This is a genomic window from Leucobacter aridicollis (assembly GCF_013409595.1).
In the GTDB taxonomy this organism is placed as follows: domain Bacteria; phylum Actinomycetota; class Actinomycetes; order Actinomycetales; family Microbacteriaceae; genus Leucobacter; species Leucobacter aridicollis.
In genome coordinates, this window is the sequence record NZ_JACCBD010000001.1 from 2614437 (window position 1) to 2630102 (window position 15666).

The 15666-nt window shown below is 68.8% G+C and carries 16 protein-coding genes; 4 read left to right on the forward strand and 12 right to left on the reverse strand.

The features are described from left to right. Positions 1–2 precede the first annotated feature (2 nt). The 4 genes from BJ960_RS12125 to BJ960_RS12140 are packed head-to-tail and all read right to left on the reverse strand — an operon-like array spanning position 3 to position 5126. Positions 3–866 carry an HpcH/HpaI aldolase/citrate lyase family protein gene (locus BJ960_RS12125; protein WP_185987464.1) on the reverse strand — a complete coding sequence of 288 codons (864 nt, stop codon included), beginning with the start codon at positions 864–866 and terminating at the stop codon, positions 3–5. Next, positions 863–1402 (reverse strand): MaoC family dehydratase, encoded by a 540-nt coding sequence (locus BJ960_RS12130; RefSeq protein WP_121077778.1) that lies wholly within the window; start codon positions 1400–1402, stop codon positions 863–865. Before BJ960_RS12130 ends, BJ960_RS12125 begins: the two co-directional genes overlap by 4 nt. Beyond that, positions 1399–3519: an acetyl/propionyl/methylcrotonyl-CoA carboxylase subunit alpha gene (locus BJ960_RS12135; RefSeq protein ID WP_185987465.1), complete on the reverse strand. Its 2121-nt coding sequence runs from the start codon at positions 3517–3519 to the stop codon at positions 1399–1401. The genes BJ960_RS12130 and BJ960_RS12135 overlap by 4 nt, the downstream gene beginning before the upstream one ends. Next, complete coding sequence (locus tag BJ960_RS12140) at positions 3519–5126, reverse strand: carboxyl transferase domain-containing protein (protein ID WP_185987466.1); 1608 nt, start codon at positions 5124–5126, stop codon at positions 3519–3521. The genes BJ960_RS12135 and BJ960_RS12140 overlap by 1 nt, the downstream gene beginning before the upstream one ends. A 132-nt stretch (positions 5127–5258) precedes the next feature. Here BJ960_RS12140 and BJ960_RS12145 point away from each other — a divergent pair, with 132 nt between their 5' ends. Beyond that, positions 5259–5843, forward strand: coding sequence for a histidine phosphatase family protein (locus BJ960_RS12145; RefSeq protein WP_185987467.1), 585 nt, complete (start codon positions 5259–5261; stop codon positions 5841–5843). Here BJ960_RS12145 and cls read toward each other — a convergent pair. From cls to lysS, 3 genes are all read right to left on the reverse strand, one after another. Beyond that, on the reverse strand, positions 5829–7307 hold the full coding sequence (gene cls / locus BJ960_RS12150) for a cardiolipin synthase (RefSeq protein ID WP_185987468.1): 1479 nt from the start codon (positions 7305–7307) through the stop codon (positions 5829–5831). The two genes, BJ960_RS12145 and cls, sit on opposite strands and share 15 nt — an antisense overlap. A 75-nt stretch (positions 7308–7382) precedes the next feature. Then, a complete protein-coding gene (locus tag BJ960_RS12155) occupies positions 7383–7544 on the reverse strand; it encodes a hypothetical protein (RefSeq protein ID WP_162921328.1) in 162 nt (53 codons plus the stop codon). A 170-nt stretch (positions 7545–7714) separates the two neighbouring features. After that, positions 7715–9262: a lysine--tRNA ligase gene (lysS, locus tag BJ960_RS12160; RefSeq protein ID WP_185987469.1), complete on the reverse strand. Its 1548-nt coding sequence runs from the start codon at positions 9260–9262 to the stop codon at positions 7715–7717. A gap of 133 nt (positions 9263–9395) precedes the next feature. Between lysS and BJ960_RS12165 the strand changes: the two genes are divergently transcribed. From BJ960_RS12165 to BJ960_RS12175, 3 genes are read left to right on the forward strand one after another with little or no spacing between them, the layout of a single operon-like run. After that, on the forward strand, positions 9396–9938 hold the full coding sequence (locus tag BJ960_RS12165) for a multicopper oxidase domain-containing protein (protein WP_185987470.1): 543 nt from the start codon (positions 9396–9398) through the stop codon (positions 9936–9938). Further along, entirely contained in the window at positions 9884–10882 is a 999-nt protein-coding gene (locus BJ960_RS17225) for a multicopper oxidase family protein (protein WP_185987471.1), read from the forward strand. The genes BJ960_RS12165 and BJ960_RS17225 overlap by 55 nt, the downstream gene beginning before the upstream one ends. Further along, complete coding sequence (locus tag BJ960_RS12175) at positions 10869–11279, forward strand: hypothetical protein (protein ID WP_185987472.1); 411 nt, start codon at positions 10869–10871, stop codon at positions 11277–11279. Before BJ960_RS17225 ends, BJ960_RS12175 begins: the two co-directional genes overlap by 14 nt. Here BJ960_RS12175 and BJ960_RS12180 read toward each other — a convergent pair. From BJ960_RS12180 to BJ960_RS12200, 5 genes are all read right to left on the reverse strand, one after another. After that, a complete protein-coding gene (locus tag BJ960_RS12180) occupies positions 11276–12151 on the reverse strand; it encodes a hypothetical protein (RefSeq protein WP_185987473.1) in 876 nt (291 codons plus the stop codon). The genes BJ960_RS12175 and BJ960_RS12180 overlap by 4 nt on opposite strands. Positions 12152–12153: 2 nt before the next feature. Next, entirely contained in the window at positions 12154–13065 is a 912-nt protein-coding gene (locus BJ960_RS12185; RefSeq protein WP_185987474.1) for a signal peptidase I, read from the reverse strand. 133 nt (positions 13066–13198) lie between these two features. Next, positions 13199–14017 (reverse strand): alternate-type signal peptide domain-containing protein, encoded by an 819-nt coding sequence (locus BJ960_RS12190; protein WP_185987475.1) that lies wholly within the window; start codon positions 14015–14017, stop codon positions 13199–13201. Positions 14018–14107: 90 nt separating this feature from the next. Next, on the reverse strand, positions 14108–15010 hold the full coding sequence (locus BJ960_RS12195) for a hypothetical protein (RefSeq protein ID WP_185987476.1): 903 nt from the start codon (positions 15008–15010) through the stop codon (positions 14108–14110). 3 nt (positions 15011–15013) lie between these two features. Continuing rightward, positions 15014–15643 (reverse strand): hypothetical protein, encoded by a 630-nt coding sequence (locus tag BJ960_RS12200; protein WP_185987477.1) that lies wholly within the window; start codon positions 15641–15643, stop codon positions 15014–15016. Positions 15644–15666: the final 23 nt, after the last annotated feature.

Consider the following 15666-nt stretch of genomic DNA (forward strand, 5'->3'; position numbering starts at 1 on the left):
GGTCAGCCCGCGGCTCCCGGCGTGCTTCCGGCTCCTGACGCTTCACCGGTTGCCGCGTCCTCGGCAGCGTCCGCGACCTCCGCGATGCGGCGCGCCTGGCGCAGGAGCGGCTCGTCGATCATCTGCCCATTGTATGCAAAGACCCCGCTCGGCGCGTTCGCCCAGGCGGCGAGCACGCCCGTCGCCCACTCGATCGCCGCGGCGTCCGGGAGGTACGCCTCGCGCAGCACCGGCACCTGGCGCGGGTGCAAACACATCGCACCCCGGAAGCCGGACGCCGCCGCCTCCGACGCCTCCTCGCGGAGCCCCTCGTCGTCGGCGAGATCCGTGCGCACCGTGTCAAAGGCCGGCTTGCCCGCAGCAGCAGCAGCGATCAGCACGCGCGCCCGGGCGTACTCGGCGAGCTTGCCGAGCCGCCCGTCGGGCGTGCGACTCTTGAACCCGCCGATGCCGGCGACAAGATCCTCGGCACCCCAGGTGAGCGCGGCAACCCGCGGGTCTGCGGCGAGCGCGTCGACGTCTCGGATGCCGACGGGCGTCTCGCAGAGCGCGATCACCTCGTAGCCCTCGAGGCCGTCGAGGTCGCTCGGCCGCTCGGCCTTCGGGAGCATGATGGCGCGGTACGGGGTCTGCGCGACGGCGGCGAGGTCGGCGTCGAAGAACTCGGAGCTGCGCGGGTTCACGCGCACGATCACGCGATCAGGATCGAGCGGCGTCGCGACCAACGCGGCCCGCGCCGTCTGCTTGTCCGTCGGGGCAACCGCGTCTTCGAGGTCGATGATGACGCTGTCGGCCCTGTCGAACGCCTTCGCGTAGCGGTCCGGGCGGTCGCCTGGGCAGAAGAGCAGTGCTGGACCGGTGATCATGCGTCTGCCTCCGCGGGGCTCGCGGCGGACTCCGCGGATCCCGTCGCGTCGACGCCCGGGGCGTCATCGGGACGGCAGCGCATGAGCGTGGACCGCTTGGCGACCGCGACGATGTTGCCGCGCTGGTCGCGCGCGGTGTGCTCAAACTCGACGACGCCCTGGCCCGGGCGCGACTTCGAGAGGCGCTTGCCGAGGATGCGGGTCTCGGCGGTCATCGTGTCTCCGGCGCGCATCGGCGACGGGAACCGGATGTCGGTCATACCGAGGTTGGCGACGATGGTGCCCTGCGTGAGCTGCGCGACCGACAGCCCGACCATCGTGGAGAGCGTGAACATGCTGTTCACGAGCCGCTCCCCGAACTCGGTCGTGGCGGACCACTCGGCGTCAAGGTGCAGCGACTGCGGGTTCATGGTGAGCGTCGTGAACAGCACGTTGTCGGCCTCGGTGACGGTGCGGGCGGGCGCGTGCACGTAGACGTCACCCTCCTCGAACTCCTCGAAGTATCGCCCGCGCTGTTCAAAGATTCGTCCGGTCATCGTGCTGCGCCCTCCTTGGCTGCATCGCTCGGCTGCTCTTCGGCCGATCCTAGTTCAGTGGTGCTGGCGGCCGCAGCGTCGGAGTCAGGAGTGACCTCGGCGAGCACCTCATTCGCGCCAACCTGCTGGCCCGCTGCGACGCGGAGCACGAGCGTTCCGGCGACCGGGGCACGAAGCACATGCTCCATCTTCATCGCTTCGACGCTGAGCACCGGCTGACCGGCGGCGACGGTGGCGCCATCTTCCGCGTGCACGGCGACAACGGCGCCAGGCATCGGTGAGAGCAGTTCGGGGGCTGCCGCGTCCGAACGCGTCACGCGCTCGAGCACGACGTCCTCGAACCGCCACGCGGCCCCGCCGATCGCGAGTCGCAGCGCGCCGGCGATGCTGCCCGGCCGGGCGCTCACCGCGCGCGGGTCGAACACGAAGTGGGCGTGCTCGGTGCGACCGTCGATCCTGATCTGGGCGGTGCCGCTCGGGCGCTGCGCCGCGTCCGGGCGTTCGGTCACGCGGACTCCCGCGGTGCGCCACTGCCCGTCGTCGACGCGCACGCGCGCGGCTCCGGGCTCGCCGGCAACCTGGACCGTGCGCACCGTGTCCGTCTGGCCCGCGACGCGGAGCCGGAAGCGGGCCGCCGCGTGCTCGCCGACGCGCCAGCCGAGGCCCGCCGCCCCGGGGGGAGATGCGGCAACCTCGCGCGCGTGGAGCACGAGCGCGGCCGCGGCGAACGCGGTGTCGTCAGGATCGCGGAACGCGAGCTCGGGCGTGACCCGCTCGATGAGGGCGGTGTCGAGCAGGCCCGCGCGCACGTCGGCGTCGTCGAGCAGCAGCCGGAGGAACTCGACGTTCGTGTCAACGCCGAGCGTCACCGTGTCGGTGAGCGCGCCCCGCAGCAGCCGGATCGCCCCGGCCCGGTCGGGCGCCCAGGTCATGACTTTTGCGAGCATCGGGTCGTAGTCCGACGTGATCTTCGACCCCTCGGTGAGGGCGGCGTCGACGCGGACACCCTCGCCCGCGGGGAGTGACACCGATTCGAGCACGCCGCCCGTCGGCAGGAAGCCCGCGCGCGGGTCCTCCGCGTAGATGCGTGCCTCAATAGCGTGCCCGTCGAGGCGCACGTCCGCCTGGTCGATGCCGAGCGGCTCGCCGGCGGCGACGCGCAGCTGGGCGGCGACGAGGTCGACGCCCGTCACCTCCTCGGTGACGGGGTGCTCGACCTGCAGCCGCGTGTTCATCTCCATGAACGCGAACTCGTTCGGGTCGTCTGCCGACACGATGAACTCGACGGTGCCAGCGCCGCGGTAATCGATACTGCGAGCGGTCTCGACCGCCGCCTCCGCGAGCTGGGCGCGCAGCTCGTCGCTGAGGTTCGGCGCGGGCGCCTCCTCGATGACCTTCTGGTGCCGCCGCTGCAGCGAGCACTCACGCTCGCCAAGGTGGATGACGGTGCCGTGGCTGTCGGCGACGACCTGCACCTCGATGTGGCGGGGTCGGGTGATCAGCCGCTCGAGGAAGAGGGTGTCATCGCCGAACGATGCCTTCGCCTCGCGCCGCGCGGTCGCGAGCGCCTCGGCGAGGTCCTCGCGCGTCGCGACAGCGTGCATGCCCTTGCCGCCGCCGCCTGCCGCGGGCTTCACGAGCACGGGGAAGGTCAGGTCGGCGGAGCGCGCGAGAAGCTCGTCGTTCGTGAGACCCGGTTCGGAGACGCCCGGCACGACCGGGACGCCCCGCCTCGACACGCGCTCGCGGGCGCGGATCTTGTCGCCCATCACCTCGAGCGCCTCGACCGATGGACCAACGAACACGATCCCGGCTTCTGCGCACGCAAGCGCGAGCGCCGGCTGCTCGGAGAGGAAGCCGTAGCCGGGGTGGATCGCCTCGGCCCCGGTCGCCTTCGCCGCCGCGACGATCTGCTCGACGCTGAGGTAGCCACCGGCGCTGCCGGGCTCCGTGCCGTCGAGCGCGACGGCCTCGTCAGCGAGCCGCACGTGCGGCGCATCGGCGTCGACCGCGCTGTAGACGGCGACCGAGCGGACGCCAAGGTCGCGCAGGGTCCTGATAATCCGGCAGGCGATCTCGCCGCGGTTTGCAATAAGTACTGAAGAAAACATCGCCATCACATCCGAAAGATTCCGTAGCCCTGATCCGCGAGCGGCGCCCGCGAAACGGTGTCGAGCGCGAGGCCAAGCACCCCGCGGGTGTCGAGCGGATCGATGATCCCGTCGTCCCACAGCCGGGCGCTCGCGTAGCGCGCGTCGCTCTGCTCGGCGAACCGCTCGAGGGTGGGGCGCGAAAACTCGGCCTCCTCCTCCGCCGACCAGGTGCCACCCGCGGCCTCGATCTTGTCGCGCTTCACCGTCGCGAGCACGGACGCGGCCTGCGGCCCGCCCATCACGCCGATGCGCGATGTTGGCCACATCCACAGGAAGCGGGGCGAGTAGGCGCGGCCGCTCATGGCGTAGTTGCCAGCCCCGAAGGATCCGCCAACGATCACTGTGAGTTTCGGCACGCGGGCGCAGGCGACGGCGGTGACCATCTTCGCGCCGTGCTTCGCGATGCCGCCGCGCTCGTATTCGCGGCCGACCATGAAGCCCGACAGGTTCTGCAGGAACACGAGCGGGATCTTGCGCGTGTCGCAGAGCTGCACGAAGTGCGCGCCCTTCTGGGCCGACTCCGCGAACAGCACGCCGTTGTTCGCGATGATGCCGACGGGGTGGCCCTCGATGTGGGCGAAGCCCGTGACGAGGGTGGAACCGAAGTCACGCTTGAACTCGTGGAAGCGGCTGCCGTCGACGATGCGCGCGATGATCTCGCGAGCGTCGTATGGCGACTGTGGCTCTGGCGGAACGACCCCGTAGAGCTGGCTGGGGTCGACGGCGGGCTCCTCCGGCTCGGCAACGTCCCAGGCGCGGGGCGCGGGCGCCGGCAGCTGCGCGATAATGTCGCGCACGATCTCGAGCGCGTGCTCGTCGTTCTCGGCGAGGTGGTCCGCGACGCCTGAGTCGCGGGTGTGGGTGACGCCGCCGCCGAGCTCCTCGGCGCTCACGACCTCGCCTGTCGCCGCCCGCACGAGGGGCGGGCCGCCGAGGAAGATCGTGCCCTGCTCGCGCACGATGACGACCTCGTCACTCATCGCGGGAACGTAGGCGCCGCCGGCGGTGCTCGACCCCATCACGGCGGCGATCTGGGCGATGCCGCGGGCCGACATGCGCGCCTGGTTGTAGAAGATGCGACCGAAGTGCTCGCGGTCCGGGAAGACGTCGTCTTGCAGCGGCAGGAACGCGCCGCCCGAGTCGACGAGGCTCACGCAGGGCAGCTCGTTTTCGGCGGCGATCTCCTGCGCGCGGAGGTGCTTCTTCACTGTCAGCGGCATGTACGTGCCGCCCTTCACCGTCGGGTCGTTCGCGATGATCATCACCTTGCGGCCGTGGATCTCACCGACGGCCGTGATGAGTCCCGCGGCGGGGATGTCCTCGTCGTAGACGCCGTCGGCCGCGAGGGCTCCGACCTCGAGGAGCGCACTCCCCCGGTCGACGAGGCGCTCGACGCGCTCTCGCGGCAGCAGTTTGCCGCGCCCGACGTGGCGCTCGCGCGACGCTTCGCTGCCGCCAAGCGCGATCTCCGCGAGGCGCTCGCGCAGCTCTGTGACGGCCGCCCTGTGCGCCTCTTCGTTCGCGCGGTACTCGGCGCTTGCAGGTCTCGCCTGGCTCGCGAGAGTCTCCATCGACGTCCCCTTCCGGTTCACGGTCGAGCGCGTCTGTGCGCCCGCTCGAAATTAGGTTAGCGGTCACTAACTGAATTGTCTAGCGGTGATCCATCCAGCATCCGTGCCGCCCACACCGGCTAGCGTTGAGGCATGACTCCCGCTAACGTGCCCGTGCTCGCCCTCGTCCGGCACGGCGAAACCGACTGGAACCGAGCACGGCGCATCCAGGGCCGCACCGAGGTCCCCCTCAACGACACCGGCCGTGAGCAGGCGCGGGGCGCCGCCGCAACCCTCGCCGCTCACGCATGGGCGTCCGTGCACGCGTCGCCACTCGGCCGCGCGATCGAAACCGCGGAGATCATCGCCGCGGGCCTCGGCCTCGCGACCCCCGCCATCAACGACGGGCTGTGGGAGCGCGACTTCGGTGAGGCCGAGGGGCTCTCCGTGCCCGACATCGAGGCGCGCTGGCCCGGCCTGAGCGGCATCCCCGGAGCGGAGCCTCTCGAGGCCGTCGCCGAACGCTCTGCCGCCGCCATCGCCGCGCTCTACGAGGCTGCACCGAGCGGAATCGTCGTCGCGCACGGCGCGATGCTCCGCGCCGGCATCGGACGGCTGACAGGCGTCGACGTTCCGCGGATCCTGAACGGCGAGATCTGGCTGCTCCGCCGCGAGCCGACCGGATACGCCGCGACGATGCTGAAGGCCCCGGCAGCGAGCCCGCTACTGCAGAGCTGAGGTCAGGCGCGCGAGGCCGTCGAGCAGCTGCGACCGCACCGGCTGCTTCGCCCACTCCTCGGGAAGCAGCTCGCGCGAGTTCGCGCGGTAGTAGTCCGTGACCTCGTCGAGGTCACGCACGAAGCTCGCCCCCCGCACGACCATCGAGATCTCCATGTTCAGGCCGAACGAGCGCGGATCCATATTCGACGAGCCAACGACGGCGACGTCATCGTCGATCGTGAAGTGCTTCGAGTGCAGGATAAAGGGCGGCCGATACATCCAAATTCGCACCCCCGCGTTCAGCAGCTCCTCGTAGTACGAACGCTGCGCGTGGTAGACGAGCGCCTGGTCGCCGATCTCTGAGACGAAGAGTTCGACCTCGACGCCGCGCGCGGTCGCCGCGCGGAGCGCGTTCATGATCGACCCGTCGGGCACGAAGTACGGGCTCGTGATGCTGATGCGGCGGCGGGCGGTGTAGAGCAGCGACACGAACACCTGCAGGTTGTTCTCGGACGCGTACCCGGGGCCGCTCGGCACGATCTGGCAGTCGAGGTCGCCCGGGAACTCGGTCTCGAACGATTCGATGTCGAGCTGCTCGAGGTACGTGTCGGTCTCGAGATACCAGTCGGCCTGGAAGACGGCCTCGAGGCCGAGCACGATCGGCCCTTCCACGCGCACCATGATGTCGCGCCAGTGCAGGCCACGGCGAATGTTGCCGCGCTTGTTGTAGCTCGAATCGACGAGGTTTTGCGACCCCGTGAATCCGACCTTGCCGTCGACGACGACGAGCTTGCGGTGGTTACGCAGGTCGGGGCGCTGGTATTCGCCGCGCCACGGACGCACGGGCAGCATGTACGTCCACTCAGCGCCCATGTCATCGAGGCTCTGCGCGGTTCGTCTCCGGCCGGGATTGCGCACCGCCGAGATGTGGTCGAGCATCACGCGAACCTTCACTCCACGCTCGACCGCGCGCCGCATCGCAGCAAACACCACGTCGGTCGTGTCGTCGTGCACGAGAATGTAGAACTGCACGTGCACGTAGTCTGTGGCGTCATCGATCGCGTCGGCGATCTGACGGAACGACAGCTCGTAGTCGATCGTCATCGCCGCCACGTTGCCGCGGAGCATGGGCTGCGCGCCGAGCGTCTGGCCGAGCCTGACCGCGCTCTCAAGGCCGGGCGACATCGCGTCGATATCCGAGATCAGGCCCTGGTTCTCGCGCTCCGCGAGGCTCGAGACGAGCTTGTTGATCGCGTCCTGCTTCGCCTCGCGGTGCTTCGGGAGCCGGTTGCTGCCGATGATGAGAAACACGATGAGTCCCGGCACCGGCAGCAGGAAGATCGCGAGCAGCCAGGCCATGCCCGAGGTTGGGCGGCGGTTGCGCGGCACCACAAACAGCGCGACAACGCGGATCGCCATGTCGATGGTGAGCGCGACGGCAGCGCCAATCGCGGGCCAGTTCCAGCCGGAAAAGAACTCCATGTCGGCCCTTTCCCTGGAACTACAGCAGCGACGCGGAGACCCGCGCCTGCATTAACTGTAGCGAAAAAGCGGGAGCTACTCCTCGCGTGCGGGAAGACCGGCCTTCTGGCGTTCCTCGTTCTCGATCTCGCGGTAGATGCGTCGCTCGGTGCGGTCTGCCCGGAGAATGAGCCTCATAACCATCCAGAAGAAGAGCCCGATGAGCACGGTCGGCGTGAGCGACCAGACTGCATTCATCCACCAGTTATCCATAGTTGCCAACTTTACCCCCAGCGCCCCTGGGATTACCTGGGCGCTTCACGATCATTCCCTGTCAGTTGCGTGCCGCCGCTACGCGCTGAACGCGCAGCCGCTCATGCGGAGGGCCCCCGCGCGAACGGAGGCCCTCCGCGGCCAATGCTCGGTCGCTACTTGACGAGCGGGAAGAGGATCGTCTCGCGGATTCCCAGGCCGGTGAGCGCCATGAGCAGGCGGTCCATGCCCATGCCCATGCCACCGGTCGGGGGCATCGCATGCTCGAGCGCGCGGAGGAACTCCTCGTCGACCTTCATCGCTTCGACGTCGCCGCGGGCCCCCTCCGCCGCCTGCTGCACGAAGCGCTCGCGCTGCACGACGGGGTCGATGAGCTCGGAGTATCCCGTGGCCAGCTCGAAGCCGCGGATGTACAGGTCCCACTTCTCGACGACGCCAGGGATCGAGCGGTGGTGTCGGGTGAGCGGGCTCGTCTCGACAGGGAAGTCCATGACGAACGTCGGGGTGGTGAGCGAGTCGATCACAAAGTGCTCCCACAGCTCTTCGACGAGCTTGCCGTGGTTTGCGAGCGGCACCTCGACGCCCTCGGCGTCGGCGAGCGCCTGCAGCTCGGCGACAGTCGTCTCCGGCGTGATCTGCGTGCCGGCTGCCTCCGAGAGCGAGTCGTACATCGAGATACGGTTCCACTCGCCGCCGAGGTCGAAGAGCGTGCCGTCCGCCCACTTCACGACGTGCGTGCCCTCGCGCTCGGTGCCGACGTTCGCGGCGAGCGCGGCGTTCTGCACGAGCTCCTGCGTGAGGTCGGCGATGCCGTTGTAGTCGGTGTAGGCCTGGTATGACTCGAGCATCGCGAACTCGGGGCTGTGGGTCGAGTCTGCGCCCTCGTTGCGGAAGTTGCGGTTGATCTCGAAGACCCGCTCGAGCCCGCCGACGGCAGCGCGCTTGAGGAACAGCTCGGGCGCGATGCGCAGGTAAAGCTCCATGTCGAACGCGTTCGAGTGCGTCACGAACGGTCGGGCCGAGGCGCCGCCGTGCATGGTCTGCAGCATCGGGGTCTCGACCTCGATGAAGTCATGCTTCGCGAAGGTATCGCGCAGGCTCGCCATGGTGCGCGCGCGGGTGAGCACGTTGACGCGGGCCTGCTCGCGAGCGATGAGGTCGAGGTAGCGCTGGCGCACCCGCGTCTCCTCGTTCAGCTCGGCGTGCAGGTTCGGCAGCGGGGCAATCGCCTTCGCCGCGACCTGCCACTGGGTCACCATCACCGAGAGCTCGCCGCGGCGGCTCGAGATCACCTCTCCCTGCACGAACAGGTGGTCACCGAGGTCGGTGAGCTCCTTGTACTCGGCGAGCGACGCTTCGCCGACCTCCGCGAGCGACAGCATTGCCTGGATGCGGGTACCGTCGCCGGCCTGGATCGAGGCGAAGCAGAGCTTGCCGGTGTTGCGCTGGAAGACGATGCGGCCGGCGATGCCGACGGTCTCACCCGAGGCCGAATCGGGGGTCTCCTCGAGGTGCCCCCACTTGGCCCGCACTGCCGGGATCGTCGTCGTGACGGGCACCGAAACCGGGTACGCGCCGCCGGCAAGGTCACCCGCGGCGTTCAGCCGCTCCCGCTTCTCGAGACGGATGCGCTTCTGCTCGAAGATTTCCTCTTCGCTCTGAACTTCTTCAGTGGCGGGGTTCGGCGCAGTCTGCTCGCTCATTTGGCGGGTTCCTCCGTAGTGTAGACGTAGATATCTATCCTACGCGAGGCGCAGAGTGTTCCCACATTTGGAGCCCGCGGATGGGCGATACTGATGGGTGGTGGGAGCGCCCACCCCGGCTCAAGGAGGCTGCATGCCCGGCTCATCGCGGATCACCCGCAGGGGCGTCCTCGCGGCGGCAGCGGCCGGCGCCGTCACGACGTCGATCGTCGCGCTCGGGGGCTGGCGGGTCGCGCGGCGCCCGGTCATCTCCCCCGAACCGGGATCGGGATCGGCTCTGCCACCCGGAGCGACCACTGTCCGTGCGCCCCTCGCCATCCCCGCGCTCGACGAGGGCACTGTCGGCGACGACGGCGTGCGCGCCTTCGAGCTCGTTGCCCAGGCCGGGGAGAGTTCGTTCGTCGCCGGCGTGCGGACTCCCACGTGGGGGTACAACGGCGCGTTCGGCGGGCCGACGCTCCGCGCGGCGCAGGGCGAGCGCGTCCGCGTTGTCGTGCGCAGCGAGCTCGCCGAGGTGACGACGACGCACTGGCACGGCATGAAGCTTCCGGCGATCGCCGACGGCGGCCCGCACCAGCCCATCGCGCCGGGCTGTTCATTGTCGACGACGCCGAGCCTCCCGTGGATGCTCCGCTGCCGCGAGAGTACGGTGTTGACGACATCCCCGTCGTGGTGACCGACCGCAGCTTCTCGGCCGACGGCACGTTCGACGAGCGCAGGCGCGACGCGGCGGGCATGCTGGGCGACACGCTCCTCGTCAACGGCACCGTGTCGCCCCGCTTCGCCGCGACGCGGGAGCTCACTCGGCTGCGCATCCTCAACGGGTCCACGGCGCGCAGCTACCGCTTCGAGCTCGATGCCGGCCCACTGCTGCTCGTCGGCACCGACTCTGGGCTGTTGCCGGAGCCCGTGGAGGTCCCGGGGGTCACGCTGACGCCCGGGGAACGGGCGGAGGTGGTCGTCGCGCTTGCACCCGGCGCGTCCGCCATGCTGCGCTCGGTGCCCCACACGCTCGGGCTGCTGGACACGACGGAGCGTGCAAGCGGCACCGGCGACACCTTCGAGGTCCTCGAACTCACCCGCGACGGCGCGACGGCCCGCCCCGCTGCTGCGACGCTCGCGGACCTGACAGGCTGGATCGCGGCGGGCGGCGCGCTCGCCGCACCCCTCACGGACCCACCCGAGCCCGACCGGCGGCGCACCATCACGCTGCAGGACAACAAGATCAACCACCGGCGCATGAACATGGCGCGCATCGACGAGGTCGTCACCGTCGGAGACCGCGAGCGCTGGCTCATCACCAACGAGCACTTCCTCCCCCACAACCTGCACATCCACAACGCCCGGTTCAGGGTGCACTCGGTTGAGGGCCGCGCGCCCACCGCCGAGCTGCGCGGGTGGAAAGACACCGTGTACGCGCCGCCAAGCCGGACCGTCGTCATCGACGTCGAGTTCGGCACGTCAACAGACCCGCACCTGCCCTACATGTTCCACTGCCACCTGCTCCAGCACGAGGATCAGGGCATGATGGCGCAGTTCGTCGTTGTGCGGCCGGGCGAGGAGGCCGGGCCGCTCGACACCCCAGCAATCCGCGATGGAGGTTCACATGACGGACACTGATCGAGCTCCCGGGGGCGGCGCGGTTGCGGCGCTCACACGCTGGACGCTGATCCTGCACGCTGCGCTGCTCGCAGCGCAGCCCTTCCTCGCGGGGGCGATGCTCGACGCGATGAGCCCGAGCCCGCAGACGATGCACCGGATGGTTGCCATGACTGTCGTCGCGGTCGCAATCGTCCAGGTACTTCTCACCCTCGCGGCCTGGAAGGGCAGGGCGGGGTGGCCGCGCGACGCCTTTAACCTGTCGTTGCTGTTGCTCGGGCTTGAGCTCGTGCAGTTCACGCTCGGCCATCTCAGCCTCGGCATGGCCTTACACATCCCGCTCGGGATCGCGTCGCTCGCCGCCGGCGTCTATCTCGCCGTACGATTCGCGAGACACCCCATCCCCGTCGAGGGTTAGACCGCCTCGATCTCGAGTTCTTCTTCCTCCTCGCGGCGGCGCTTCGCGGCAAACAGCATGACGCCGATGAGCAGCAGCGCGAGCGCGATGCAGATGAGCGCGAGCATCCCGGTGCCACCGGTGACGGAGATCTCGGGAGTCGAGGTCTCCCCCGTGAGGTTCACGCCAACGTCAAAGCTCAGCTCGGTCGACGGCGCGCCAGACGAGTTCGAGGTCTCCACGGCGGCGTCCATCGCGAAACCGAACGTGACGGGAACCGTCGCGCCCTGCTGGACGGCAACCTCCGCGAAGGAGACCCTGTCGCCGGCCTTCAGGGCCTCGAAGGTTTCCTCGCCGGTGACGCCCGCGATGTCCCAGAACAGGGTCACGTCTTTCGCGAGGTCGGGGTTCAACGCGCCCTCAGGAATGAGCTCGGTCACGTCGAGGGTGACAGCGGCGACGCCCTCGCCGGGACCCGCGTTGATGACGTTCAGGGTGCGGGTGACGCGGTCGCCGGGCGATGCCTTGCGGTCACCGATGAACGTGGTCTCGGCGCGAGCGTACTCGGCGCCGGTCCAGTCCAGGTGCACGGCCGGGCCGTCCCACTCGGCCTGCACCGTCGCCGCGGGAAGGGCGGTCGCGCCCTGCACGGTCGTGCCTGTGCCGAGGCGCTCTGGCGCCTGCGGGGTTCCGCCCGGAGCGACAGAGTTTGCCCGGCCGCCGAACATCGGCATCGAGTCGGCCATCGCAAGCGCGACGCCGGCCCCGAGCAGCAGGAGAACGGTGAGGATGCCGGCAATGAACTTGCCGCGTGCGCTCATCCCATGGCCTGCGTCGACGGTGAGCACCGTACTGGCAGCGCGCGTCGCGTGGTCGTCTGTGGAGATACGCAAGGTCATCCCTCGTTTCGGTGGTTGGGCGTACTGTCTGAATGCTTGGCGTCTGAGGCGATCTCGTCAGTCTCGGCGGACTTCAGGAGCGCTTCGGCTTCGGTGACGGCGTCTCTGCCGCCCATCGCGAACGCGAGTTCGCGCTCCCGGAGTTCGATCTCGCGCTCCCTGATCGCGAGCTCGCGCTCGCGGAGATCCTGCTCGCGTGGCTCGGCGACTGGCGCCTGATAGGTCACGGTCGGAGCCGGTGCGGCCGCTCCCGCCCCGGATGGGCCTGCACCCTGCGGGCGGGGCACCGAGACGACGGTGGTGCGGGGCTTACGGAAGCTGCTGAGCGCTCCCCAGCCGATGAGTACCGCCGCGGCGATGCCTGCAACGATCATCGGGTTTTGCGAGACCCACTGGCGGATCCAGCCGAGCCCAGGGACGCCGTACATGAACACGCCGCGGACCTGCGCCGGGGAGACCGGCTCGTCGACAGAGGAGTTCGCGTCGCCCTGGGTGATGAGCCGGCATGAGGTGCCGTCCTCGAACGTGCCGATGGTCTTGCCGATCACGCGGTGCGTGATGAGCGTCGGGTCGTTCGGCTCGGGGAAGTACGTGACGATCTGCCCGACAGAGACATCGTTGCAGACCTTGGCCTCGTCCGTGCCCTTGACGACAACAACGTCGCCCGGCGAGAACGTCGGCTCCATCGACCCGGACAGCACCGTGAGCGAGTCACCGCCGAGCACGCGCGGCACAACGAGCAGCGCGGCGAGGGCGGCGATCACGACGATCGCGAAAGCGGACCCGATCGCGCGGGCAGCAATCTGCCACGGCGAGTCGTACCAACCGCGGGTCGTCTTCCTCGCCGTGGTGCGGGTCTTCGTGCGGACCGGCTGCCTCCGCGCCTTGGACGTCGTCTTGGTGCTCATCGGATCCTCCTTTCGGATCGTCTCAGGTGGCCCGTCGGGCCGGAAAGTTGAGGGGGTGGGGCCCCGCAGGCCCTGCCAGTGGCCTGGCCTGCGGGGGTCCCGGTGTTCGCGCGGGGCGCGAACGGTGATGCGCTTAGTTGAACTGTGCGCCGGTGTCGCGGACCTGGTTCAGCGAAACGGTCAGCTCGCCGAGCGTGTCAACGAGGGTAACGTCGGTGCGCTCTTCAACGGTGACGTCGGTTGCCTGGTAGCGGAAGTCGCCATCCTGGTCCTCGTAGAACGATGCGTAGATCACAACGTTGAGGTCAACCGAGGTGGTCGGCATGCCGAAGACTGCCGACTGTGCAGCTGCGCCGCCAACAGCGGTCGCGGTGTCGCCGAGGATGCCGTTGGTTGCGTCCTCTGCGCCTGCTGCCTGGCCCGCGGCCGGAGCCGAGAGGTAGAGCAGCGGTGCGTCAGCGGTCTTGGGCAGCGCGGTCTCGGTGACGAGGAGCTCGTCGCCGTAGTAGATCTCGTAGCTGTAGTTGATGCCCGAGACGTTCTCCTCGAGCGCGTCGAGACCGTCGATGCCGACGCGAGCAACAAGGTTGTCGCCCTCGAGGGTTGCGGTTGCCTCGAACGATGCTGCGAGCTTGTCGCCCGGGGCGATGCGCCACTCAGCAACGTCAACGATCTCGTGGCCGGGCTGCGAGCCATCGGTCGCGCCAACGGTCTCGGTAGCGTCCTTACGGTCGTTCGAGACATCCCAGAACGACGTGTCAGCGGACTGCACGAGGTTCAGGTCACCGGCGGTGATGTCGCCGCCCGAGAACGTGTCCGATGCGGACCAGAGGGCGAAGGTCGAGCCGCCGATGAGCAGCGCTGCAGTGCCAGCAGCTACCCACATGAAGCCCTTGCGGCGCTTGTTGGGCTCGCTGACAACGATGACCTGGTCGTGGTTCGTGTTCGACATGATGGTTTTTCTCCTAGTTGGTTGAGCGCGGGGGAAGCAAGACCTCGGTCGGCGCTCAGCGCCAAGGCCACGTTTTTATGGGGGGGGGAACTAGTCGCGAGGCGAAACCGTGGGATTCACGTTCGTGACGATCGGGTCAAGCGAGATGACAATGTCAGGCTCATTTGACGGGTCTGGGTAGATGTCGGCGTCCCACGCGGCGGAGGCCTTCGCCTTCGTCGTGTCTTCTGCCGTCGCCTCGGCGACCACCAGGTTGCGGTAGACGCCGAGAAGTTCAAGTGCCGGCGGGAAGCCGATCTGGGAGTGCCAGCGGGCGATCGCGCCGTTCGCGCTGCCGTCCTCCGCGATGCTGGTCACGCGCACGTCGTTGACGTACGTGCCGTCAGCGACGGAGTTCCAGCTGATCGCTGCACACCATTCCTGGCTGGCCTCCGTGCCGTCAAGCGCGGTGCCGGGAGCCTGGAGTTCCACGTCGGTGTTGCCAAAGACGTAGATGTTCTTCGGATCCTCGCCCTCCGGTGTCTCGGGCGTTGCCGGGACTGCAGAGCAGTCGCCGCCGTCGCCAGCGCGGAACACCTTCAGGGTCGAGCGCTCGAGCACAGTGCCTGGCTGGGCGATGCCGGAGGACACGTCGTGCGCCTCGTCGTCTCGCACCTGCTCGGTGACGGCGACATCGTAGTTCAGGCCTGCGATGCCGAGCGCGTTGCCGCTGGCGGTGAACCGCCAGACAACCGGGTCAGCGTCGATCGTGGTCTGGTCGAGTACCTCGATGACAGTCTTGCCTGGGAGGGTGACTGTCACCGGGGCGCCGCCATCCGAGTAGCTGGGCTCCGTGATGGTCTCACTCGCCGCACCGAAACGAACCGCGCCGAGCGTGACGTCGGGAACCGTTGCCCCGACCCGTGCGCTCCAGAGCGCTGCGGCCGCGAGGCCACCTGCCAGGAGTACGACCACCGCGCCGGCGGTGACTGCAGTACGGGTGCTGCGCTTCATGGATCAGCCCTCCCCGTCCGTGTAGCCATCGCCTGAGCGGATCTGCTCGAGCGTTACGTTGATTCCGTCAACCGACCATTTGTCGAGGTCGTTGAGCGGCTCTTGATCGGTCCAGCGGTAGTCGCCGAGCACCTTGATCGTGACGACCACGGTCCAGTTCGCGGTCACTCCGGCATTGTCGCCGGTCAGACCTGCGACGCTCACCGGCTCACCGAGCTCGGCTTCCTCGGAGGCGGCCTCCGAGGCGTCGTTCTCGACGAGGTAGGTCGCCGCGATGATGCCGTTCTCGATGTCCTGCTCCGCGCCCGACCCCATCTCAACGTTCATCTGAGCGTTGAGGTTGTCGCCCTGCAGCACCGTGGTGAGCGGGACGCGGATCTCGACGATGTCGCCCGGCATGGAGTTGAAGCCAGCCGTGCCACCGGCGAGCGTGCCCGCCGCGGGAACAGCCACCTCGGGGGTGATCTGCGCCCAGGTGCCCTCGCCGTAGCTCAGGTTCAGGTCGCCGGCCGCAATCTTGCCGCCGGTGTAGCTGTCCTGCGCGTTCCAGAGGGCGTATGCCGCCCCGCCGGTTGCGAGCAGACCAACCGCCGCGATCGATGCACCAGCAATGAGCTGGGTTCGGTAACTCATCCGTCTGACCCGTTTTCGGGCCG